The organism is Actinospineispora acaciae DSM 45401 (assembly GCF_000620785.1).
In the GTDB taxonomy this organism is placed as follows: domain Bacteria; phylum Actinomycetota; class Actinomycetes; order Mycobacteriales; family Pseudonocardiaceae; genus Pseudonocardia; species Pseudonocardia acaciae.
Genome location: NZ_JIAI01000003.1, coordinates 645,125 through 667,004 on the forward strand (window position 1 = coordinate 645,125; position 21,880 = coordinate 667,004).

20 protein-coding genes are annotated in these 21,880 nt (G+C 71.7%); 9 read left to right on the forward strand and 11 right to left on the reverse strand.

Translation table 11 applies throughout. The features are described from left to right. Positions 1-9 precede the first annotated feature (9 nt). Together N912_RS0119895 and N912_RS0119900 are read right to left on the reverse strand one after the other, a co-directional pair. Entirely contained in the window at positions 10-1,515 is a 1,506-nt protein-coding gene (locus tag N912_RS0119895; protein WP_028923792.1) for an ABC transporter ATP-binding protein, read from the reverse strand. A 16-nt stretch (positions 1,516-1,531) separates the two neighbouring features. Then, positions 1,532-2,680, reverse strand: a complete 1,149-nt coding sequence (locus N912_RS0119900; RefSeq protein ID WP_028923793.1) for a BMP family lipoprotein — start codon at positions 2,678-2,680, stop codon at positions 1,532-1,534. Positions 2,681-2,879: 199 nt separating this feature from the next. Here N912_RS0119900 and N912_RS0119905 point away from each other — a divergent pair, with 199 nt between their 5' ends. Both N912_RS0119905 and N912_RS53215 read left to right on the forward strand, forming a co-directional pair. Further along, on the forward strand, positions 2,880-3,326 hold the full coding sequence (locus N912_RS0119905) for an SRPBCC family protein (RefSeq protein WP_028923794.1): 447 nt from the start codon (positions 2,880-2,882) through the stop codon (positions 3,324-3,326). Positions 3,327-3,385: 59 nt separating this feature from the next. After that, the gene (locus N912_RS53215) at positions 3,386-4,687 is read left to right on the forward strand and encodes a D-alanyl-D-alanine carboxypeptidase family protein (RefSeq protein WP_245645344.1); all 1,302 of its coding nucleotides are present in this window, start codon (positions 3,386-3,388) and stop codon (positions 4,685-4,687) included. Positions 4,688-4,717: 30 nt separating this feature from the next. On the opposite strand, the gene N912_RS53220 is transcribed toward N912_RS53215, so the two are convergent. Beyond that, complete coding sequence (locus tag N912_RS53220) at positions 4,718-5,398, reverse strand: TetR/AcrR family transcriptional regulator (protein ID WP_064745331.1); 681 nt, start codon at positions 5,396-5,398, stop codon at positions 4,718-4,720. A 132-nt stretch (positions 5,399-5,530) separates the two neighbouring features. On the opposite strand from N912_RS53220, the gene N912_RS53225 reads away from it, so the two are divergent. Both N912_RS53225 and N912_RS0119925 read left to right on the forward strand, forming a co-directional pair. Then, positions 5,531-7,159, forward strand: coding sequence for a DHA2 family efflux MFS transporter permease subunit (locus tag N912_RS53225; protein WP_084211022.1), 1,629 nt, complete (start codon positions 5,531-5,533; stop codon positions 7,157-7,159). A gap of 14 nt (positions 7,160-7,173) precedes the next feature. After that, a complete protein-coding gene (locus N912_RS0119925; protein WP_051580450.1) occupies positions 7,174-7,950 on the forward strand; it encodes an efflux RND transporter periplasmic adaptor subunit in 777 nt (258 codons plus the stop codon). 7 nt (positions 7,951-7,957) lie between these two features. On the opposite strand, the gene yhjD is transcribed toward N912_RS0119925, so the two are convergent. From yhjD to hppD, 4 genes are all read right to left on the reverse strand, one after another. After that, positions 7,958-9,016, reverse strand: coding sequence for an inner membrane protein YhjD (gene yhjD / locus N912_RS0119930; RefSeq protein ID WP_028923796.1), 1,059 nt, complete (start codon positions 9,014-9,016; stop codon positions 7,958-7,960). A 143-nt stretch (positions 9,017-9,159) separates the two neighbouring features. Beyond that, positions 9,160-9,588 (reverse strand): hypothetical protein, encoded by a 429-nt coding sequence (locus N912_RS0119935; RefSeq protein ID WP_156993778.1) that lies wholly within the window; start codon positions 9,586-9,588, stop codon positions 9,160-9,162. 179 nt (positions 9,589-9,767) lie between these two features. After that, positions 9,768-10,784 (reverse strand): tryptophan--tRNA ligase, encoded by a 1,017-nt coding sequence (trpS, locus tag N912_RS0119940; RefSeq protein ID WP_028923798.1) that lies wholly within the window; start codon positions 10,782-10,784, stop codon positions 9,768-9,770. 184 nt (positions 10,785-10,968) lie between these two features. Continuing rightward, a complete protein-coding gene (gene hppD / locus N912_RS0119945) occupies positions 10,969-12,135 on the reverse strand; it encodes a 4-hydroxyphenylpyruvate dioxygenase (protein ID WP_028923799.1) in 1,167 nt (388 codons plus the stop codon). A 122-nt stretch (positions 12,136-12,257) separates the two neighbouring features. On the opposite strand from hppD, the gene N912_RS0119950 reads away from it, so the two are divergent. After that, the gene (locus N912_RS0119950) at positions 12,258-12,749 is read left to right on the forward strand and encodes an Lrp/AsnC family transcriptional regulator (protein WP_037065423.1); all 492 of its coding nucleotides are present in this window, start codon (positions 12,258-12,260) and stop codon (positions 12,747-12,749) included. Further along, the gene (locus N912_RS0119955; RefSeq protein ID WP_028923801.1) at positions 12,746-13,720 is read left to right on the forward strand and encodes an ABC transporter substrate-binding protein; all 975 of its coding nucleotides are present in this window, start codon (positions 12,746-12,748) and stop codon (positions 13,718-13,720) included. Before N912_RS0119950 ends, N912_RS0119955 begins: the two co-directional genes overlap by 4 nt. 10 nt (positions 13,721-13,730) lie before the next feature. On the opposite strand, the gene N912_RS64540 is transcribed toward N912_RS0119955, so the two are convergent. The 3 genes from N912_RS64540 to N912_RS0119970 form a co-directional block, all read right to left on the reverse strand. Next, on the reverse strand, positions 13,731-13,907 hold the full coding sequence (locus N912_RS64540) for a hypothetical protein (protein WP_169747908.1): 177 nt from the start codon (positions 13,905-13,907) through the stop codon (positions 13,731-13,733). Positions 13,908-13,949: 42 nt separating this feature from the next. Further along, complete coding sequence (locus N912_RS0119965) at positions 13,950-16,523, reverse strand: bifunctional FO biosynthesis protein CofGH (RefSeq protein WP_051580451.1); 2,574 nt, start codon at positions 16,521-16,523, stop codon at positions 13,950-13,952. Between the two features lie 63 nt (positions 16,524-16,586). Beyond that, entirely contained in the window at positions 16,587-16,934 is a 348-nt protein-coding gene (locus N912_RS0119970) for a hypothetical protein (RefSeq protein WP_051580452.1), read from the reverse strand. A gap of 149 nt (positions 16,935-17,083) precedes the next feature. On the opposite strand from N912_RS0119970, the gene N912_RS0119975 reads away from it, so the two are divergent. The 3 genes from N912_RS0119975 (at position 17,084) to N912_RS0119985 (ending at position 21,527) form a co-directional block, all read left to right on the forward strand. Then, the gene (locus N912_RS0119975) at positions 17,084-19,297 is read left to right on the forward strand and encodes an NADP-dependent isocitrate dehydrogenase (protein ID WP_028923804.1); all 2,214 of its coding nucleotides are present in this window, start codon (positions 17,084-17,086) and stop codon (positions 19,295-19,297) included. Between the two features lie 298 nt (positions 19,298-19,595). Beyond that, positions 19,596-20,810 carry a DUF3500 domain-containing protein gene (locus tag N912_RS0119980; RefSeq protein ID WP_245645345.1) on the forward strand — a complete coding sequence of 405 codons (1,215 nt, stop codon included), beginning with the start codon at positions 19,596-19,598 and terminating at the stop codon, positions 20,808-20,810. 27 nt (positions 20,811-20,837) lie between these two features. Beyond that, positions 20,838-21,527 (forward strand): DsbA family oxidoreductase, encoded by a 690-nt coding sequence (locus tag N912_RS0119985; RefSeq protein ID WP_037065425.1) that lies wholly within the window; start codon positions 20,838-20,840, stop codon positions 21,525-21,527. A 31-nt stretch (positions 21,528-21,558) separates the two neighbouring features. Here N912_RS0119985 and N912_RS0119990 read toward each other — a convergent pair whose 3' ends face one another. Further along, a complete protein-coding gene (locus tag N912_RS0119990; RefSeq protein ID WP_051580453.1) occupies positions 21,559-21,861 on the reverse strand; it encodes a DUF3017 domain-containing protein in 303 nt (100 codons plus the stop codon). Positions 21,862-21,880: the final 19 nt, after the last annotated feature.

Here is a 21,880-nt window from a genome sequence, read left to right on the forward strand (position 1 = left end):
CCGCCCCGCTCACGTCGCCGCCCCGGTCATCGCGGTGCCCAGTTGCTCGGGCGTCACGGTGGAGGGGTCCGCGTCGGCCACCAGCCGCCCGCGCAGCATCACCTTGATCGAGTCGGACAGCCCGATCAGCTCGTCGAGGTCGGCGGAGACCAGCAGCACGGCCAGGCCACGGTGGCGGGCGCGGCGGATCTCCTCCCAGATCAACGCCTGCGCGCCGACGTCCACGCCACGGGTCGGGTGCGACGCGATGAGCAGGTGCGGGTCGCCGGCCAGCTCGCGTCCGACCACGAGCTTCTGCTGGTTCCCTCCGGACAGCGCGGCCGCCGCGACCTCCACCGACGGGGTGCGGACGTCGAACTCGGTGACGATCCGCTCGGTGTCTGCCCGCGCCGCCGCCACGTTCAGGATCCCGCGCCTGACCAGCGGGCGGCGGCTCTGGTGGCCGAGCAGCCGGTTCGCCCACAGCGGCTGGGTGGGCAGCAGCCCGTGCCGGGTGCGGTCCTCCGGGATGTAGCCGATGCCGGCCTCGCGGCGGAACAGGGTCGGCTCGTGGGTCAGGTCGTAGTGGCCGAGCCGCACCCGCCCGGCCGCCGCCCGGCGCATGCCCATGATCGTCTCGACCAGCTCGGTCTGCCCGTTGCCCTCCACCCCGGCGATGCCGAGCACCTCGCCGGCCCGCACGCTCAGCGTGATGTCGTCGAGCACCCGCCGGCCGCCGTCCGCGAGCAGCGTCAGCCCCTCCAGCCGCAGCACCTCGCGCCCGGCCGCGGCCGGCTCCCTGATCCCGGGGTCGGGCAGCTCGCTGCCCACCATCATCTCGGCCAGCCGCCGGCTGGTGACCGTGCGCGGATCCACCGTGCCCACGCAGCGCCCGCGCCTGATCACCGTGATGGTGTCCGCGATCGCGCGCACCTCGTCCAGCTTGTGCGAGATGAACAGGAACGTGTACCCCTCCGCCCGCATCGCCCGCACGGTGCCGAACAGCTCGTCCACCTCCTGCGGGACCAGCACGGCGGTCGGCTCGTCCAGGATCACCACCCGGGCGCCCCGGTAGAGCACCTTGAGGATCTCCACCCGCTGCCGGTCGGCCACCCCGAGGCGGGCCAGCGGCAGCCCGGGGTCCACCCGCAGCCTGGTGGTGGCGGCCAGCTCGGCGATCCGGCGCCGGGCGCGCTTGCCGATGCCGTGCAGCCCCTCCGCGCCGAGCAGCACGTTCTCCGCCACCGTGAGGTTGTCGGCGAGCATGAAGTGCTGGTGCACCATGCCGATGCCGGCCTTGATCGCATCCGACGGCGAGCGGAACCGCAACGTCGAGCCGTCCACCTGGATCCGGCCGGAGTCCGGCTGCAGCATGCCGTAGAGGATCTTCATCAGGGTCGACTTGCCGGCCCCGTTCTCGCCGCACAGCGCGTGCACCTCGCCGGCGCGCACGTTCAGGTCGACGTTGCTGTTCGCCACCACGCCGGGGAAGTGCTTGCTGATGCCGAACAGCTGGACCGCGTACCGAGGGCTCATCTCAGGCCGCCCAGGCCTACGGAGTGGCCGACACCGTGATCGCGCCGCTGATGATCCGCGACTTGTAGGCGTCCAGCTGCGGCTTGATGTCGTCCACCTTGCCGCCGGAGGTGGCGTACCCGACGCCGTCCACCTTGAGGTCGAACACCTTGGGCAGGCTGCCCAGCCGGTTGCCGGCCACGGCGGAGATGTAGTCGTAGACGGCCACGTCGACCCGCTTGAGCATGGACGTCATGATCACGTCCTTGACGTCGGCCAGCGTCTTGTCCTGGTACTGGTCGGAGTCCACGCCGATGCCGTAACGCGGGCTGTTCGGCGAGCTGGCCGCCTTGATCGCGCGGAACACGCCGCTGCCGGACGCGCCGGCCGCCGCGTAGACGATGTCCGCGCCCGCGTCCAGCTGGCCCTTTGCCGCCTCGGTGCCCTTGGCCGGGTCGTTGAACCCGCTCAGGTCGCCGGCCGGGGACAGGTACTTGGTGTCGATCTTGATGTTCGGCGCGACGGCCTTGGCGCCCTGCTTGTAGCCGGCCTCGAACTTCTGGATCAGCGGCGTCTCCACCCCGCCGACAAAGCCGATGTGGCAGGTCTTGGTCTTCAGCGCCGCGGCGGCGCCGACCAGGAACGAGCCCTGCTCCTCGGCGAACAGCAGCGGGGTCACGTTCGGCACCCCCTCGGCCGTGCTGTCCACCAGCGCGAACTTCACGTTCGGCGCGGACTTCGCGACGGTCTTCACCGCGGGCTCGTACTTGAACCCAACGGCGATGACCGGGTCGTAGCCGCCGTCCACGAGCTGGCGCAGCCGGGTGGTGGCGGCGTCCTCGCTCTCCTCCTTGGCGGCGGTCAGCTCCTTGCTGTTGGTCAGCCCCAGCTCGGCGCGCGCCCGGTCCAGCCCGGCGGCCGCGGCGTCGTTGAACGAGGCGTCGCCGCGCCCGCCGACGTCGAAGGACAGCCCGACCCGCAGCGCGGCGGCGTTCGTGCCGGGGGCTGTGGGAGGGGCGGCAGCGGCCGTCCCGCTGGGCGCCGGGTTCCGCTGGCAGTCCGCCGGGGCGCCACCCCCGCCACCGCCGCCGCCCGCGCCGCCGGTGTCCTTGGCGCAGCCGACCACGCTCAGCGCGGCCGACAGCAGGACAGCGGCGAATACCGTTCCACGCGAAAATCCGAGCATCTTCGCCCCCTCGGCGTTCGGTCCGGATCGCGGCAGCGCCGAGCCCACACGGAAGCGGCATTGCCTGCCGGCACGCTACTGGGCGGTACCCGACGATGACCAGCACTGAGGGTTATTCAATTTGGACACGACGCATTGTCTTCTGGTTACCGACGAGTAAAGTCCGTGTCGATCATCCGGCGACGATCGGAGGAACGCGATGGACGAGGTCAGCGTGACGATTGCGGCCGCCCCGGAGCGGGTGTGGGCACTGGTCACCGACATCCCGAACATGGGCAGGTGGAGCCCGGGCTGCACCGGCGGCCGGTGGACCAGCGGCGCCACCGGGCCGGCCGAGGGCGCGCGGTTCACCGGCTCCAACAAGCACGGGCTGCTGCGCTGGTCGACGCACTGCACGGTCATCGAGTGCGAGCAGCCGCGCCGGTTCGCCTTCCAGGTCAGGGAGAACAAGATGCGGTGGGGCTGGAAGCTGGAGCCCGCCGAGGGCGGCGGCACCGTGCTGACCCAGTGGCGGGACCGGACCGAGGCGCCGTCGCTGCCGGTGCGCGCGGCCGCGTTGCTGATCTTCGGGGGCAAGGTCGACGAGACGATGGTGGACGGGATGCGCCGCACCCTGGACGCCGTCAAGGCCGACGCTGAGGCCTAAAGGGTGACCGGCGGCCGTCGCGGCGATGTCGATCACGGACTCGTCTACCGTGTACAAGCGTGTTCCCGCCTGGCCGACGTCTCGCCGGCGCGCTCGTGATCCTGGCGACCTCCGGGTGCGCCCTGCTGGGGCCGGCGGGCATCGCGACCGCCCAACCGCTACCCGACAAGCCCTCGCACACCCAGCCGCGACCGGCGCCGAACGCGCCCTGCACGGTGCCGCTGGCGCCGCCGCCGCCGATCGACGCCTCGGAACGGCCCCAGCCCGGCGAGGCCCCGCCGACGCCGCTGCCGATGCCGGACCGCCCGGTCGGCGGGCCGAGGATGGCCGAGTGCGGGCTGGTGCTGCCGCCGGGCGCGCCGCCGGTGCCGCCGGGTGAGACCACCGCGTCCTGGGTGCTCGCGGACCTGAACAGCGGCGCCGTACTGGCCGCCCGCAACCCGCACGCCCGCGAGCGGCCCGCGTCCCTGCTCAAGGTGCTCACCGCGCTGGTGGCGCTGCGCCGCCTCGACCTGGACACCGTGGTCGAGGGCACGGCGGAGGACGCGAACATGGACGGCAGCCGGGTCGGGGTGAACCCGGGCGGGCGCTACACGGTCCGCCAGCTGCTCACCGGCCTGGTCATGAACTCCGGCAACGACGCGGCCAACGCGCTGGCCCGCGAGCTCGGCGGGGTGCCGGCCACGCTGCGCGCGATGTCCGAGACCGCCGCCGAGATCGGCGCGCTGGACACCCGCCCGGCCAGCCCGTCCGGGCTGGACGCCGCCGGCATGTCCACCTCCGCCTACGACCTGGCGGCGATCTACCGGGTGGTGCACCGGGACCCGACGTTTGCCGAGGTCAGCCGGACCCGGCTGTTCGACTGGCCGGGCGCCGCCGGCCGCCCCGGCTACAAGATCAGCAACGACAACCACCTGCTGGGCTGGTACCAGGGCGCGATCGGCGGCAAGACCGGCTTCACCGACGACGCCCGGCACACCCTGATCGTGGCCGCCGAGCGGGGCGGGCGCCGGCTGGTGGCCGTGCTGATGCGCGGCGAGCAGCGGCCGGTGACCATGGACGCGCAGGCCGCGCGGCTGCTCGACTACGGCTTCGGGCTGCCGGCCACCACCGCGCCGGTCGGCACCCTGGTGGACCACCGCCCGCCCACGGACGCCGAGGTCGCGGCCGCTGCCCACTCGCCCGCCACCTCGCCACCGGCCCCCGCCGAGACCAAGGTCGAGAACCGCATCGCCGGCCTGGCCGTCATCGGGGCCGGCGTCATCCTGGGCGTGCTGGCGTCCGTGCTGGTCGCTCGCCGCCGCCCCCGCCCCGGTGGCCGCCACACCGCGAGCCGACCCGAAACGCCCGCCGAGCCCTGACCGTCCGTACCTCCCGCCCAGGGCCGCCGCTCAGGGCCGCCGCCGGCCACCCCCGCCGCGCGGGTTGTGGAAGTGCTCGCAGAGGTCGATCAGCTCGTCCTCGCTCAGCGCGGCCCCGGGAAGCCGCGCGCCGGGATGCGGACGCAGCCCGTCGATCGTGATCGCCAGGTGCCGCCGCCACGCGTCCGGTGACACCGACTCCACCGCCGGGATCACCCGCTGCAGCGCGCACATCACCAGGATCGCGTCGGTCACGTCGATGTCCGCGCGCACCACTCCGGCCCGCTGGGCCCGCTCCAGCAGCGCCCGCAGCCGCCAGTCGGCCTGCTCGCGCAGCTGGTTGAGCACCGGCGAGCTGGGCATGCCCTGCACCATGAGGTCGGCCAGCCCCCGATCGGTGGCGAAGAAGCCGCACGCCTCCTCGTAGTAGGCGACGATCGCCCGCCACGGGTCCTCGATGCGCATGACCCGGTCCCAGATCTCCTCCAGCAGCTCACCGGCCTCGGCGAACACCGCCTCGCAGAGCTTCTCCCTGCTCGGGAAGTGTCGGTACAACGTGGCGTTCCCCACACCGGCGCGGCGCGCGATCTCGTCCAGCGAGGCGTCCAGGCCGTCCTCGCGCAGAACCTCTCCGGCCGCGCGCAGCAGCAGTTTTCGGTTCCGCCGCGCGTCGCTGCGCAGCTTCGCCGCGGCGACGTGCTCGGTGCGCATGACGGTCATCATAGGAGTAAATCCGTGGACCTGTCCCCGCATACGCCGCTAGGCTTGTACACCGAACCGGGGACAACCCCCCGGATGTCCGGCTCGAGCAGTGCCGCTCGGGTCTTCCACCGAGAGGCACCCATGACGACGTCGACCAACGGGGATGGTCCGCGCGCCGGTGTCGTCGAGGCCGAGCGCGAGCGGGTCACCCCGCCGCCGGAATCGACGTTACCCGCGCCGGAGACCACCCCGGACGCGGCACCGGAGAAGGCCCCGGGCTGGGGCCTGCCGCTGGTAGTGCTGATCGCCGGCATGTTCATGTCCATCCTGGACATCAGCATCGTGAACGTGGCCATTCCGGTGATCCGCCAGGACTTCGGGGTCAGCGCCGAGAACATCCAGTGGATCAGCACCTCGTACAGCCTCACCGAGGGCGTGGTGGTGCCGGTCAGCGCCTGGCTGGGCGTCCGGTTCGGGCTCAAGCGGCTCTACATCTGGGCGTTGCTGCTGTTCACCGTGGCGTCCGTGCTGTGCGGCATGGCCGACGGGCTCGGCGCCATGATCTTCTTCCGGATCATGCAGGCCATCCCGGGCGGCATCCTCCCGGTGACCTGCCTGACCTTGCTGTTCCGGATCGTGCCGCCGCAGAAGCTCGGCGCCGCGATGGGGCTCTACGGGCTGGGCATCGTGGTCGCGCCGGGCGTCGGGCCGACGCTGGGCGGCTACCTGGTCGAGAACGTGGACTGGCGGCTGATCTTCTACATCAACATCCCGATCGGCGTGATCGGCGCGATCGCCGCCGTCATGGTGCTGCCGAAGACCCCCGGCGAGTCGACCAGGACGTTCGACCTGCTCGGCTTCATCAGCATCGCCGGCGCGATGTTCTCCCTGCTGCTGGCGTTGGAGAAGGGCAGCACCTGGGGCTGGACCAGCTACCCGGTGCTCATCCTGCTGGCCGTCGCGACCAACCTGCTGGCGTTCTTCGTGGTGATCGAGCTGCAGGTCAAGCAGCCGCTGCTGAACATCCGGGTGCTCAAGCACTGGCCGTTCGTCAACTCGCTGCTGCTGATCAGCGCGATCTCGGTCGGCCTGTTCGCGGTGCTGTTCTACATCCCGCTGTTCCTGCAGAGCGTGCAGCGGCTCAGCCCGTGGAACACCGGCCTGGTGCTGCTGCCGCAGGCGCTGACCATGGCCGTGCTGATGCCCATCGCCGGTCAGCTCTACGACAAGTTCGGCGCCCGCTGGCCGGCCGTGGTCGGGCTCTCGCTCACCGGCGGCGGGATCCTGTGGCTGTCCAGGATCAACGTCGACATCAGCCGCGGCGAGCTGGTCATCGGCCTGGTGGCCATGGCGGCCGGCATGGCGCTCGGCATGATGCCGATCATGACCGGCGGCCTGGCATCGCTGCCGCCCGAGGTCACCGACGTCGGCAGCGCGTTCAACACCCTGACCCAGCGGGTGACCTCCGCGCTCGGGCTGGCCGCGCTGACCGCGGTGGTCACCGTGGACAAGGCGCAGTTCATGGCCGACCGGTCCGGGCTGCTGCAGTCCAGCGGCGCGAACGTCGACCAGCGCATCACGCAGATGGCCGACCAGGGACAGTCCGGGCTGATCCCGCTGTGGCAGCAGCTGTCCAACCAGGTCCAGACGCAGGCGTACAGCAACGCGTTCTTCATCGCCGGGTCGATCACGCTGGTCGGGGTGTTGCTGGCGTTCGGGCTCAAGTCCGGGCCCCAGGCCCAGGGCGGCGACAAGCCGATGGCCCACTAAGGCGGGGATGCACGATGACGAGCCAGGACCCGACACCTGAAGGCGCCCCGGAGCAGCCGACGAACGGCGCGGTCGCCACCCTGGAGCGGCCCCGCCCCTCGGACCCGCCGCCCGCGCCGCCGAAGCGGAGGCTGAAGCGCTCGACCAAGATCGCCACCGCGATCATCACGCTGATCACCTTGCTAGAGGCGGGCGCGTTCGCCGGCACCTACTTCCTGCACTCCAGCAAGTACGTCTCGACCGACAACGCCAAGGTCGACGGCGACAAGGTGGACATCAACGCGCCCAGCACCGGCACGCTGATCGACTGGAAGGTCACCCAGGGATCGTCGGTACAGCACAACGAGGTGGTCGGCCGCATCGAGGAGGCCGGTAGCGGGGCGCGCGTCAAGCGCTCCATCAGGTCGCCGGGCAGCGGCACCGTCGCGGTCAACAACACCGTCGAGGGCCAGTACGTGACCCAGGGCTCCAAGCTGGCCACCGCGTACAACCCGGACTCGATCTACATCACCGCCCGGGTGGAGGAGAGCGAGATCAGCGAGGTGCGCGTCGGCCAGCAGGTCGACATCACCGTCGACGCCTTCCCCAACACGCCGATCCTCGGGCTGGTCACCCAGATCCAGGGCTCCACCGCCGGCGCGTTCGAGCTGTTCCCCAGCTCCGACAGCGACCCGCGCAACCCGCAGAAGGTCGACCAGTACGTCCCGGTCAGGATCGCCATCATCAACAACAACGGCGTGACCGTGGTTCCCGGGATGAACGTGGACGCCAGCATCCACAAGGACCACTGAGGCGGGCTCACCGGCCGTCGCGTCGCCGGCGTAGGCGCAGGAACCCGCCGACCAGGCCGGCCACCACACCGGTCACGACGCCGGCACCCACCAGCCCAACGGCGGCCGGCGCGCCGATGCCGTTGCGCACCACCACGTCCGTCCTGATCACCGCCGGCCCCGGAACAGACCGACGGTCGGTCTGTTCGTTCTCCCGCGCCGTCGCCGCCCACGCCGTCAGGAAGAGCACGAACCGCGACACCGTGAAGACAAAGATCAGCAACCCGAGAATCGGACCGAACGCCGCTCCGGTCGGCGAATTGGTCACCTCGGCGACGTACACGATCATTACCTGTTTGATCACTTCAAAGCCGACGGAGCCGATGAGCGCGGCCTTTGTCGCGCTTCGCCAGGAAACCGGCTCGCGAGGCAGCCGGGCGATGACCCACAGGAACACCAGCGAGCTGGCCAGCAACCCGGCCACCAACGCGGCCAACCAGATCAACGGGCTCAGCCAGGCCACGTCACCCAGCCCGAGATTGTTCGCGATCGGACCGGCCAGGCCGCCGACCACACCCACGGCCACCGACAACACCAACGCGACCCCGAGCCCCACCAGCGCAAGGAGGTCGACCGCCAGCCGGCGCAGGAACGTCGGCGGTTCGGTGCGCTGGCCCCACTGTTCCGAAAGCGCCTCGCGCAGATTGCTCATCCAGCCCAGTCCGGAGTAGGCGGCGGCCAGCAGGCCAATCACCCCGACCGTGCCGGCCGACGCGATCGCCTGGTCCACGATGCCGCCCAAGGTGACGTCCATCCCTGGCGGCGCCACCTTCGTGACCGACGCCTTGAGCTGGCCGATCAGCTCCGGGTGTGCCCGAAGGAAGAACGCGGCCACCGCGAACGCCACCATCAGCAGCGGGACCAGCGCCAGAACACTGAAGTAGGTGATGGCGGCGGCGTAGTGGTCGCCGTGCTTGTCTCCGTAGCGCTGCGCGGCCCTGAGCAGGTGATCGAGCCAATGATGCCGCGCCCGGAGCTCGGTCAGCTTGGACGGCCGTCCCGATCCGGCGGAAACGGTGCTGGTCACAACGGCCTCCCCGTGCGGTCGGCGACACTGCGCCCGATCGTGCACGCCCGGCGTTCCGGATGTGCGCGATCATTCTCGCGCTACCCGCCCGCGTCCGCCGGCATCCGCGCCCGCGCGTCACAGCGGCGCGGCGAAGCCAGTTCCTAAGAGATCTCCGCACACGCTCGCGGCTTGTTCAGATATTGCCGCGAGTAGAGCGTGGCGCAAACCTTGGTGTAGCGATCGTTGACGGCCGGATCTCCGGGTGGAGCTTTCTGCTCTACCCTTTCGCCGTGGCGGTTGTTCCCCCAGGACCGCTCGGTTTGCAACACCACCTCTCCGCTGGCGTTGAAAACCTCCACCACTAACCGGGGCTCCGGCGCCCCCATGATGGTGTAGTCGGTGAACGTTCCACCAAAACTGTAGATCGCGCTCGGCTCCGCCTCGGCAAACGCGCAGACCTCCACCGTATTGAGCCACGCGGTGCCACCAACGCAGTCCGTGACCCTCTCCGCGTCCGCCGCTGCCGAGCCGGTGAACAAAAAGAGGAGCAATAACGGAACCACCGAAGAAGCGACGAACGGGCGCAGCAAATCACCCCTACCGGGCATCATTCCCCCAGGACCCGCCTACGGAGTCCGACCGAATGCCCTGGGCACGACTACTAGTACGCGACCTGGCGAGACGGCTCGGGCACGATTAACGGCCCGAGCCTAGCCCGCAGCGACCGGAGTCGTAGCTGAAATGGGGAAATCGGCCACCGGAGCGGGTGTCAGCGCGCCGGCGGAAGGAACCCGATCCTGTCGTACACCGAGGCCAGTGTCGCGCCGGCGATGTCCCTCGCCCGGGTGGCGCCCTCGGCGAGCACGCGGTCCAGCTCGGCGCGGTCGTCGAGCAGCTCGTTCACCCTGTCGCGCATCGGGGCGACGAAGTCTCCGACCACCTCGGCCAGGTCCTTCTTCAGGTCGCCGTAGCCCTTGCCGGCGTAGTCGGTCTCCAGCTCGGCGATCTTGCGGTTGGTCAGCGCGGAGTAGATCGTGAGCAGGTTGGACACGCCCGGCTTCTGCTCCGGGTCGTAGCGGATCTCCCGCTCGGCGTCGGTCACCGCGGAGCGGATCTTCTTCGCGGACACCTTGGGGTCGTCGAGCAGCTCCACGATGCCGGCCGGCGTGGACGCCGACTTGCTCATCTTGGCCGTCGGGTCCTGCAAGTCGTAGATCTTGGCGAGGCCCTCGGGGATGAACGGCTCGGGCACCACGAACGTCCTGCCGTACCGGGAGTTGAACCGCTGCGCCAGGTCGCGGGACAGCTCCAGGTGCTGGCGCTGGTCCTCGCCGACCGGCACCGCGTCGGCCTGGTACAGCAGGATGTCGGCGGCCATCAGCACCGGATAGGTGAACAGCCCGACGGTGGCCCGGTCGGTGCCCTGCTTGGCGGCCTTGTCCTTGAACTGGGTCATCCGGCTGGCCTCGCCGAACCCGGTGATGCAGCCGAGCACCCAGGTCAGCTCGGCGTGCTCGGGCACCTGGGACTGCACGAACAGCGAGCACCGCTTCGGGTCCAGGCCGACCGCGATCAGCTGCGCCGCCGCGCGCAGGGTCCGCTCCCGCAGCGTCTTCGGGTCCTGCTCGACCGTGATCGCGTGCAGGTCCGGGATGAAGTAGAACGCGTCGGTCTCGTCCTGCAGCGCCACCCACTGCCGCAGCGCGCCGAGGTAGTTGCCCAGGTGGAACGAGTCGGCGGTCGGCTGGATGCCGGACAACACCCTCCGGCGGTGGGAATCGGTCATGACCATGATTCTCCCAGCGCCGCCAACCACACCGCCACCGCCCCGCCCGCACACATCACCGCAGGTCAAGACCCGTGAGTGGCTAGGGCCGCTATGACGGCCCTAGCCACTCACGGGTGGTGAGCTGGGCAAACGCCCCCGCACCGCCGGCGCCCGCCCCCACGCTGGCGCCGGCGGCCCGGCCTCAGAGGTTGCCGCGCAGTGCCTGCTCGCGTTCGATGGCCTCGAACAGCGCCCGGAAGTTGCCCTTGCCGAACCCGGCCGAGCCGTGCCGTTCGATCAGCTCGAAGAAGACGGTGGGGCGGTCGCCGAACGGCCTGGTGAAGATCTGCAGCAGGTAGCCGTCCTCGTCGCGGTCGACGAGGATGCCGCGCGCTTTGAGTTCGGACACCGGGACGCGGACGTGGCCGATGCGGGCGCGCAGCTCGGGGTCGTCGTAGTAGGAGTCGGGGGTGGCCAGGAACTCGACGCCGGCCGCGCGCAGCGTGTCCACGGCGGCGAGGATGTCGGCGGTGGCCAGGGCGAGGTGCTGTGCGCCCGGGCCCTGGTAGAAGCGGAGGAACTCGTCGATCTGGGACGCCCGCTTGCCCTGGGCGGGCTCGTTGAGCGGGAACTTCACCATGTGGTTGCCGCTGGCCACCACCTTGCTCATCAGCGCGGAGTACTCGGTGGCGATGTCCTCGCCGACGAACTCCGCCATGTTGGTGAACCCCATGACCCGGCGGTAGAAGTCCACCCACTGGTCCATCGCGCCGAGTTCGACGTTGCCGACCACGTGGTCCAGCGCCTGGAACACCCGCTCGCCGCCGGCGGGTTGCGAGCGCGGCTGGTAGCCGGGCAGGTACGGGCCGGAGTAGTGGGAGCGGTCGACCAGCGTGTGCCGGGTGTCGCCGTACGCCGCGATGGCGGCCAGCCGGACGGTGCCGTGCTCGTCGGTGAGGTCGTGCGGCTCCTGGAGGATCCGCGCGCCGGCGGCACGGGCGTGCGCGACGCACCTGTCCACATCGGGGACGTCCAGCGCGATGTCCGCGACCCCGTCGCCGTGCCGGCGGTGGTGCTCGGCCAGCGGGCTCGCCGGGTCCACCGCGCCGGTGATCACGAACCGGACGCCGCCATTGACCGGGCCGCTGGTCAGCACGTAGCCGTGGTGGTCGCGGTTGCCGGTCTCCGGGCCGCTGTAGGCGACCAGGTCCATGCCGAACACGGTCCGGAAGTAGTGCGCGGTCAGCGTGGCGTTGCCGACCACCCAGACCACCGCGTCCCAGCCGTTCACCGGGAAGCTGTCGTCGGCCGGGTCGTGGGCCACCAGCCCGACCAGCTCGCGCAGGGAGTTCGAGTCCACGGTGGTCATGGCCGTAGATTGGACCGGGCTGAGTGCACCGTATGCAATGAGCACAGTTCGGGCTGGCCTGGATGGCTAACAAGCGCCGGTTCGACGGCGGTGAGCTAGGCAATCCGGCTAGTATTCGCGGCATGCTCGACGAGCTGGACCTCGCGCTGCTGCGAGGGCTGCACGAGCACCCCCGGGCGGGCGCGCTGGAGCTGTCCCGGCAGCTGGGGGTGGCCAGGGCGACTGTGTCGGCGCGGCTGCGCCGGTTGGAGGAGTCCGGTGTGATCACCGGCTACGGCCCGGACGTCGACCTCGCCTCGGCGGGCTACCCGGTGCAGGCGTTCGTCACCCTGGAGATCGCCCAGGGCGCGCTGGAGCAGATCGCGCACGAGCTGGAGGAGATGCCCGGCGTGGTCGAGGCGTACACCACCACCGGCGCCGGCGACGTGCTGTGCCGGGTCGCCGCCGCGTCGCACCGCGACCTGCAGGACACCCTGGTGCGGCTCAACCACTCCAGCGCGATCGACCGGTCGACCAGCGTGATCGCCCTGAGCACGGTGGTGCCGCACCGGGTCGTCCCGCTGCTGACCCGCGACCGGCCGAAGCGTCCGTCCCGGTCGCCCCGGTACCGATGACGGCCGCCGTACTCCGGTTGATCGCGATCCTGTGCTGTCTGATCGCGGCCGGGTGTGCGGGCACGCCCGGACCGGCGGCGAGCGGTGCGCAGGCGCCGGCCGTCGTCGTCCAGCACGGGCAGGGCGCCGCGACGGTGCCGGCCAAGCCGCGCCGGGTGGTGGCGGTCGGCTCGGCGGACGTGCAGATCGCGGCGGCGCTGGGCGCGAACCTGGTGGCCGTCGTCAGGAACCCGTCCAGCCCGGACGGCAACTGGCCGGGCACCGCCAAGCTCGCGCCCGAGGTGCTCGCGCTGGACCTGGTGACCCCCAACCTGGAGCGGATCGCGGCGGCGCGCCCGGACCTGATCCTGGCCACCTCGGCGCAGCCGGAGTACCACGCCCAGTACCAGAAGCTGTCGGCGATCGCGCCGGTGGTGTCGTACCGACGCAGCCTGCTGCTGGACTCCGGCGACGACCTGACCAGGATGATCGGCGCCGCGCTCGGGGAGGACGCCAGGGCGGCGGCGATGGTCGACGACTCGCGGCGCCGGATGGAGCGCTTCGTCTCCGAGCACCCGAGGGTGCGCGGGATGAGCTACGCGTTCGGCCAGTACGGGAGCGGGAACCTGCACCTGGTGATGGCGGACGACACCACGTCCGCGCGGTTCCTGACCGCCCTGGGCATGCGGGTGCCGGACCCGCTCAAGCGGCTGGGCACCACTGACAACACGCGGTTCGGGATGACCCCGCTCGGGCCGGAGCTGCTGGCGACCCTGGACAGCGCCGACGTCGCGTTCATCAGCACCTACGGCGAGGGCGCGCGCCAGGAACTCACGGCGAACCCGCTGGTCGCCGGGCTACGGATGCGGGCGGACGGGCGCCTGCACCTGATCTCGGTGGACCTGGCAGGCGAGCTGCTGATGCCCAACCCGGCGATCACCGCCCACCTGCTCGACGAGCTGGCGCCGCTGGTCGCGAAGGCCGGGGGCTGAGCGCTCCCGGCTACTCCTCCGGGGAGGACTCCTTCGTGTCCGCCGGGGCGCCGAGGGTCGGCATCCGCACCACGCCGCTGTCCAGGTCGATGTCGAAGCGGGGCGGTCGGTACTGCTCGCCTTCGCCGTCCTCGCCGCTCTCGTCACGCAGTTTCTGTCCGGGGAACATCTCGCCCAACATGCCCATGCCGCCACGGTAACCCCTCCGCCGGCCGGGCCGGGGGACCACTCACGCGGGCGTGAGCGGCAGCAGGCGCGGGCCGTGGCCGGCGGCGGGGGTCAGGGTGCGGACGGGCTCGCGGTAGGTGGTGCTTCGCTGCCGGACCGGGCGGCCGGCCAGGGCGGCGATGGCGGACAGCTCGGCGACGGTGCGGGCCGAGCCGTTCTCCGAGCCGGCCATCCGGCTGATCGTCTCCTCCATCAGGGTGCCGCCCATGTCGTCCGCGCCGCCGGCCAGGATGCGCGCGGACAGCTCGTCGCCGAGCTTCACCCAGGAGCACTGGACGTGGTCGATGCGGCCGTGCAGGGCCAGGCGGGCGAACGCGTGCACCGCGCGGTTGTCCCGCTCGGTGGGACCGGGGCGGGCCAGGCCGGCCAGGTAGATCGGCGCGTTGTGGTGCACGAACGGCAACGGCACGAACTCGGTGAACCCCCGTGTCCTGTCCTGGATGGAGGCGAGCGTGCGGAGGTGGCCCAGCCAGTGGCGCGGCTCGTCGACGTGGCCGTACATCATTGTCGAGGAGGACGGGATGCCCAGCTCGTGCGCGGTGCTGACCACCTCGATCCACTGCGCGGCGGGGAGCTTGCCCTTGGTCAGGATCCAGCGGACCTCGTCGTCGAGGATCTCGGCGGCGGTGCCCGGGATGGAGCCGAGGCCGGCCTCGCGCAGCTCGGTCAGCCAGTCGCGGATCGAGACGCCCGCCTTGGCGGACGCGGACACGATCTCCATCGGGCTGAACGCGTGCACGTGCATGCCCGGCACGGCCTCGTGGACCGCGCGGACCAGGTCGGCGTAGAAGGTGACCGGCAGTTGCGGGTCGATGCCGCCCTGCATGCACACCTCGGTGGCGCCGGCGCGGGCGGCCTCGGCGGCACGGGCGGCCACCTCGTCCAGGGACAGCCGGAAGGAGTCGGCGTCCCGCTCGCGCTGGGCGAACGCGCAGAACCGGCAGCCCACGTAGCACACGTTGGAGAAGTTGATGTTCCGGTTGACGACGTAGCTGACCGGTTCGCCGACCACCTCGGCGCGCAGTTCGTCGGCCAGCCGGCACAGCTCGTCCAGGGCCTGTCCGGACGACGTGAGCACGGCCATCGCGGCCGACTCGTGCGCCGGGTCGAGCAGCGCGGCGGGGTCGGCGGCCGCGAGCGCGAGCCCGGCGCGGACGTCGGCGTCCAGCCGCTCCGGTGCCGCCGCGCCGTGACCGCGCTGGGTGGCGGCAAGCTCGTCGCGCAGCGCGTCCCAGTCGCCGTACACCGAGTCGAAGTCGCCGCGCCGGTCGCCGGTGCGGCCGGTGGTGTCGATGGTGGCCTGCAGGTCGACCCGGCCGGTGGAGTCGAACCCGCCGTCCGGCTCCTGCCAGGGCAGCCCGCGCGGCGCGGTGTCGTCGCGGGCCAGGCCGGTTTCGGGGTCGGCGAGGGCGGTGATGTGCGCGGACACCCGGGTGTCGATCCACGGCGCGCCGGCCAGCACGTAGCGCGGGTACACCGCCAGCCGCTCGCGCAGCGTGAACCCGGCCGCCTCGGTGCGCTCGGTCAGCTCCTCGATCGCCGGCCACGGCCGCTCCGGGTTGACGTGGTCGGCGGTCACCGGGGACACCCCGCCCCAGTCGTCGATCCCGGCGCGCAGCATCAGCTCGAACTCCGAGCCGACCAGGTTCGGCGGCGCCTGCAGCCGCATCTTCGGCCCGAGCACCAGCCTGGCCACCGCGATCGTGGCCGCCAGGTCGTCAAGCGAAGCGTCCGGGTCGTTGGCCATCGCGGTGTCCGGCTTGGCCCGGAAGTTCTGCACGATCACTTCCTGGATATGCCCGTGCGCCCGTGCGGCGGAGCGGATCGCGAACAGCGACTCGGCCCGCTCGGTCCGGTTCTCCCCGATCCCGATCAGGATCCCGGTGGTGAACGGCACGCCGACCCGGCCGGCGTCGGTCAGCGTGCGCAGCCGCACCGCCGGCTCCTTGTCCGGGCTGCCGTAGTGCGGGCCGCCGGGCTGCGACCACAGCCGGTCCGCGGTGGTCTCCAGCATCATGCCCATGCTGGCCGCGACCGGCTTGAGCCGGCTCAGCTCGGCCCAGGACAGCACGCCCGGGTTCAGGTGCGGCAGCAGCCCGGTCTCCTCCAGCACCGCGATCGCGCAGGCCCGCACGTAGTCCAGCGTGGAGCCGTACCCGCGCGCCTCCAGCCACTCGCGCGCCGCCGGCCACCGCTCCTCCGGCCGGTCGCCCAGGGTGAACAGCGCCTCCTTGCACCCGGCCGCCGCGCCCTCGCGGGCGATCGCCAGCACCTCGTCGCGCTCCAGGAACGCCGCCGGCAGCCGGTGCGGCACGGTGGCGAACGTGCAGTAGTGGCAGCGGTCCCGACACAGCCTGGTCAGCGGGATGAACACGCTGGCCGAGTAGGTGACCACGCCGGGGCGGCCCTCCGCGACCAGGCCGGCGTCGCGCACCCGGGCCGCGATCGTGAACAGCTCGTCCAACGCCTCCCCGCGCGCGGCCAACAGCACCGCGGCCTCGTCGACGTTCAGCGTGACGCCGTCACGGGCGCGGCGCAGCGCGCGGCGAACCGCGCTCGCCGACGGGGGCGCCATGGGTTCGGAAACGAGATCAGCCACCCGTGCACAGTAAGTCGGTTCCGCCCGGGCGGCGACCGCTCACGAGCACTTACTGCCCGGTAGCGGCCGCAGCGCCTGGTCCAGCGCCCAGTTGTTGTCGCCCAGCTGCCGATAGCCGTTGCGCACCGTGGTCTGCGCGCCGCGCAGGTCGCCCCGGTGCAGGGTGGCAACGATCGTGCCTGTCGAGTCCGGCGTGCTGTGCACGGTGAGCACGTCCGCGCTCACCTCCACCCGGCACGGCGCGGACAGCCCGGACTCCGAGCTGAGCGAGCCCTTGTCGATCAGCACGACCAACCCGAGGAGCAGGGCAATCATCAGGGCGAACGGCCAGCTCTTGGGGTCGAGGAACTTCTTTCTCAGCTTGCTCGGATCGATGATCTTGACCATGTCGATACCCGCCCACCCGACAGCACGTTTGTGGGTGTTGACGCTACCGTCGAAGCCGTTAGTCGCCGGGCGTTGGGTCCTCAACAGTACGGGCGTACTGTTAGGGGCGGCGAGGACGACCACCACCGACAGGCAGGGCAGAGGGAACGATGAAGGTCATCTACACCTACACCGACGAGGCACCGGCGCTGGCGACACACTCGTTCCTGCCGGTCATCGAGGCGTTCGCGGGCAAGGCCGGGGTCGACGTCGAGACCAGGGACATCTCGCTGGCCGCGCGCATCCTGGCCCAGTTCCCGGACCGGCTCGCCGACGCCCAGCGGGTGCCGGACGCGCTGGCCGAGCTCGGCGAGCTGGCCAGGACGCCGGACGCCAACATCATCAAGCTGCCTAACATCAGCGCCTCGATCCCGCAGCTCAAGGCCGCGATCAAGGAGCTGCAGGACGCCGGCTACGCCGTCCCCGACTACCCGGAGAACCCGGCCACCGACTCCGAGCGCGCCGCCCGCGCGGCCTACGACGCGGTGAAGGGCAGCGCCGTCAACCCGGTGCTGCGCGAGGGCAACTCCGACCGCCGCGCCCCCGCCTCGGTGAAGAACTTCGCCCGCAACCACCCGCACTCGATGGGCCGCTGGTCGCCGGACTCCGCCTCGCACGTCTCCACCATGAGCGATGGTGACTTCCGTCACTCCGAGACCTCGGTGACCCTGTCCGCCGCGGACGAGCTGCGCATCGAGCACGTTTCGGCGGACGGCACCGTCACGGTGCTCAAGCCGTCGCTGCCAGTGCTGGCCGGGGAGATCGTCGACGGCGCGGTGATGCGCCGGGAGGCCCTAGAGGCGTTCCTCGCCGAGCAGGTCGCCGACGCCAAGGCGCGCGGCGTGCTGTTCTCCGTGCACCTGAAGGCCACCATGATGAAGGTGTCCGACCCGATCATCTTCGGGCACGCGGTGCGGAGCTACTTCGCGGGCGTGTTCGCCTCGTACGGCGAGGAGCTGGCCTCGGTGGGCGCGGACCCGAACGACGGGCTGGCCGCCGTGTTGTCCGCGCTCTCCGGGCTGCCGGCCGAGCGCCGCGAGGCGGTCGAGAAGGCGGTCACCGCCGCGCTGGCCGACGGCCCGGCGCTGGCCATGGTCGACTCGGACCGGGGGATCACGAACCTGCACGTGCCCAGCGACGTGATCATCGACGCGTCCATGCCGGCCGCCATCCGCGCGTCCGGTCAGATGTGGAACGCGGCCGGCGAGCAGCAGGACACCAAGTTCGTCATCCCGGACAGCTCGTACGCCCCGCTCTACGCCGAGGCCGTCGCGTCGTGCCGGGAGCACGGCGCGTTCGACCCGGCCACCATGGGGACCACCCCGAACGTGGGGCTGATGGCGCAGAAGGCCGAGGAGTACGGCAGCCACGACAAGACCTTCGAGATCACCGCGCCGGGCACCGTGCGGGTGGTCTCGTCGTCCGGCGATGTGCTGCTCTCGCACGAGGTGGCGGCCGGTGACATCTGGCGCGGCTGCCAGACCAAGGACGCCCCGATCCGGGACTGGGTGGCGCTGGCGGTGCGCCGGGCGCGGGCCAGCGACACGCCCGCGGTGTTCTGGCTGGACGAGACGCGCGGGCACGACGCCGAGGTGTTGCGGAAGGTCCGTTCGTACCTCGCCGAGGAGGACACCGACGGGCTGACCATCGAGGTCATGCCGGTCGGCGAGGCCGCGCGGTACACCCTGGGCCGGGCCAGGGCCGGCCAGGACACCATCGCGGTGACCGGCAACGTGCTGCGCGACTACCTCACCGACCTGTTCCCGATCCTCGAGCTGGGCACCAGCGCGAAGATGCTCTCGATCGTGCCGCTGATGAACGGCGGCGGGCTGTTCGAGACCGGGGCCGGCGGGTCGGCGCCCAAGCACGTGCAGCAGCTGGTGCGGGAGAACCACCTGCGTTGGGACTCGCTCGGTGAGTTCCTCGCGCTCGCCGAGTCGCTGCAGTTCCTGGCCGGGGCGGACGACAATGCGAACGCCGCGCTGCTGGGCAAGGCGCTGGACGATGCCACCGGAAAGCTGCTGGAGAACGGCCGGTCACCGTCGCGCAAGGTCGGCGAGCTGGACAACCGGGGCAGCCACTTCTACCTCGCCCTGTACTGGGCGCAGGCGCTGGCCGCGCAGTCCGAGGACGCCGAGCTGGCGAAGACGTTCGCCGTGCTGGCCGACCGGCTGGCCGCCGAGGAGGACACCATCGTCGGCGAGCTGAACGGCGTGCAGGGCCGGCCGGCCGACCTGGGCGGCTACTACTGGGTGGACAAGGCGCGCACCGACGACGTCATGCGCCCGAGCCCCACGTTCAAGGCGGCGCTCGCCGAGTTCTGAGCCCGCCGGCTCGCCCTAACCGGAACGCGCCAGCGATCTCGTGGTGGTCGTGGGTACGGGCTCGCGGTTCCGCGGAACCGGGGCGCGGAAAAATGGCTCTCTTAAGCCGCACGTGCGGCTCAACACGCCTGCTTGAACCGCGAATGCCCACGGGGTGGTTCCGCGGAACCGCCTCTGGCGAGCCTCGCCGTGGTCCACAGGCCGGGCTCCCGGCGGTGCCCACCGAGGCGCGACGTCCGTGGTCGGGGCTCTCAGCGAGCGGTTCATCTCCGAGGTTCTCGGTCGTAGGCTGGTCGGCATGTCTGCCGGCACCGATGCCAGCCTGCCCCGTTCCGCCGAGACCGGATCGGGGTCCGGATCCGGTTCCGGGGCCGCCGCCGTCGCGGACCGGATGGCGGACGCCGCCACCGCGCTGCTGGCCGGCCTGGACGACGACCAGCGCTCGCGGGCCGCGTGGGCCTGGCCGTCGGGGGCCGAACCGGACTCCGAGACGGAGCGCCGGCGCTGGTTCTACACGCCGACCGACCACGGCGGGCTGCCTGTCGGCGCGATGAGCCCCGGCCAGTACCGGCGGGCCATGGCACTGGTGGCCACCGGGCTGTCCGAGGCCGGCTACGTGACGGCGGCGTCGATCATGGGCTTGGAGAACGTGCTGGACCGGGTGGAGGGGTTCGCCGGCGCCTCGTTCGGCCGGGAGCGCGGACGTGACCCGGGCATGTACTACCTGCGGGTCTTCGGCACGCCCGGCGACCCGATGTGGGGCTGGCGGTTCGGCGGGCACCACGTGTCGCTGAACAACCTGGTGGTGTCCGGTTCGCTGGTGTCGTGCACGCCGTGCTTCCTGGGCGCGGACCCGGCCAGCGCGCCGCTGCTCGGCTCGCGGGAGCTGCGGCTGCTGGGCGGGGTGGAGGACCTGGCGCGCGAGCTGGTCCTCTCCCTCGAGCCCTCGCTGCGGGCCGAGGCCGTGCTCACGCCCCGGGCGCCTGCGGACATCGCGAGCGCGAACCGCCCGAAGGTCGGCCCCGGTGACCGGGTGCTCCCGCTCGGTTCGCTGTTCCGCGACCGGTTCACCGACCCCGCGATGGCGAACCGCATGGACGCCGTGCAGCGCGACATCGAGCGGCGCTACCGGGTCACCGAGGCCGACCACGACGCCGTCGAGCTGACCGCCTCGCCGAAGGGCGTGCCGGCGTCCGCGCTGGACTCCGGGCAGCGGGACCTGCTGCGCGCGCTGCTCGACTGCTACCTGGGCCGGGCGCCGGCCGAGATGGCCGCCCGGTACGCCGAGCGATATGCCGGCGCCCTGCTGGACGGCGTGCACGTCGCCTGGGCCGGCTCGTTCGAACCCGGCCAGGCCTGCTACTACCGGCTGCAGGGACCCCGGCTGCTGGTCGAGTACGACAACGCCCAGCGGATGGCGAACCATGCACACTCCGTGTGGCGCGACCCGGAGGGCGACTTCGGCGCTGACGTGCTGGCCGCGCACCATGCCGCCCACCACACCGGCCCCTAGCCCGGCCCGCCACATAAAGTCGTGTCCATGACGAGCGGGACGACGACCCAGACGGTGACCGTGTGGTCCGACATCCACTGCCCGTGGGCGCTGGTGGCCGTGCACCGGTTGCGCGCGGCGCGCGAGGCGGGCGGCCTTGACGTGGTGTTCGACCAGCGCGCGTGGCCGTTGGAGCTGGTCAACAGCCAGAGCACGCCGCAGCACATCGTGCCCGCCGAGACCGCCGTGCTCGCCAACCACGAGCCGACGATCTTCAGCCAGTACACCGGCGACTGGCCGTCCACCTTCCTGCCGGCGTTCGAGCTGGTGGCCGCCGCCCGGCGAGTGCACGGCGTGCGCGCCGCCGAGGACGTCGACTACCAGCTGCGGCTGGCGTTCTTCCGGGACTCGGTGAACCTGAGCATCCGGGCCGGGCTCGAACGCGCGCTGTCCGACGCGGCCGAGGCGTACCCGGGCCTGGACCCGTCCGCGATCCTGGCCGAGTGGGACGCCGGTTCGGTGCGCGCGGACGTGCTGGCCGACTACGCGCGCAGCAAGGACCTGCCCATCCAGGGCAGCCCGCAGGTGTTCTGGCCGGACGGCTCGACCACCCACAACCCCGGGATGACCGACCACGAGTGGGTGCGCGGCCTGCCCCGGATCCGCTCCAGCGACCCCGACGAACCCGGTCGCCTGCTCCGCGCCGCCCTGTCCGCCGCAACGCCCGCGACACCCTGACCGACGCCCTGACCGAGACCGCCGGCCCCGGTCAGCCCAGGCCGAACGGCGTCTTCGGGATCGTCACCGCGAGCACCACCATGAGCACCCCGAGGCCGAGGTAGCAGAGCCCGTCGATCGCCTGGCTGCGCACCGCGAGCAGTCCGGCCCGGTCGTCCGGGAGCAGCACCCTGGCCACCCCGGCGATCAGGAGCGCGCCGGCGATCAGCCCGGTGCCCTCCCGCCAGTGCTCGGCAAGGACTCGGACGAAGCCGGCGGCGACGATCACCAGCACGACGATCAGCGCGCCGTGCGCGGGCACCCGGTCGGTGAACCGGCGGCGCCAGTCCCTCACGCCGCACCCCCGTCCGCCC

Bases quoted from the DNA above. Each gene is read 5' to 3' on its own strand.
- N912_RS53225 (WP_084211022.1), top strand. From the start codon at position 5,531: ATGACGACGTCGACCAACGGGGATGGTCCGCGCGCCGGTGTCGTCGAG.
- N912_RS0119980 (WP_245645345.1), top strand. From the start codon at position 19,596: ATGTCTGCCGGCACCGATGCCAGCCTGCCCCGTTCCGCCGAGACCGGA.
- N912_RS0119970 (WP_051580452.1), bottom strand. From the start codon at position 16,934: ATGGTCAAGATCATCGATCCGAGCAAGCTGAGAAAGAAGTTCCTCGAC.
- hppD (WP_028923799.1), bottom strand. From the start codon at position 12,135: ATGACCACCGTGGACTCGAACTCCCTGCGCGAGCTGGTCGGGCTGGTG.
- N912_RS0119965 (WP_051580451.1), bottom strand. From the start codon at position 16,523: ATGGCGCCCCCGTCGGCGAGCGCGGTTCGCCGCGCGCTGCGCCGCGCC.
- N912_RS0119985 (WP_037065425.1), top strand. From the start codon at position 20,838: ATGACGAGCGGGACGACGACCCAGACGGTGACCGTGTGGTCCGACATC.
- N912_RS0119955 (WP_028923801.1), top strand. From the start codon at position 12,746: ATGACGGCCGCCGTACTCCGGTTGATCGCGATCCTGTGCTGTCTGATC.
- trpS (WP_028923798.1), bottom strand. From the start codon at position 10,784: ATGACCGATTCCCACCGCCGGAGGGTGTTGTCCGGCATCCAGCCGACC.
- N912_RS0119905 (WP_028923794.1), top strand. From the start codon at position 2,880: ATGGACGAGGTCAGCGTGACGATTGCGGCCGCCCCGGAGCGGGTGTGG.
- N912_RS0119950 (WP_037065423.1), top strand. From the start codon at position 12,258: ATGCTCGACGAGCTGGACCTCGCGCTGCTGCGAGGGCTGCACGAGCAC.
- N912_RS0119975 (WP_028923804.1), top strand. From the start codon at position 17,084: ATGAAGGTCATCTACACCTACACCGACGAGGCACCGGCGCTGGCGACA.
- N912_RS64540 (WP_169747908.1), bottom strand. From the start codon at position 13,907: ATGGGCATGTTGGGCGAGATGTTCCCCGGACAGAAACTGCGTGACGAG.
- N912_RS0119925 (WP_051580450.1), top strand. From the start codon at position 7,174: ATGACGAGCCAGGACCCGACACCTGAAGGCGCCCCGGAGCAGCCGACG.
- N912_RS0119900 (WP_028923793.1), bottom strand. From the start codon at position 2,680: ATGCTCGGATTTTCGCGTGGAACGGTATTCGCCGCTGTCCTGCTGTCG.
- N912_RS53220 (WP_064745331.1), bottom strand. From the start codon at position 5,398: ATGCGCACCGAGCACGTCGCCGCGGCGAAGCTGCGCAGCGACGCGCGG.
- N912_RS0119895 (WP_028923792.1), bottom strand. From the start codon at position 1,515: ATGAGCCCTCGGTACGCGGTCCAGCTGTTCGGCATCAGCAAGCACTTC.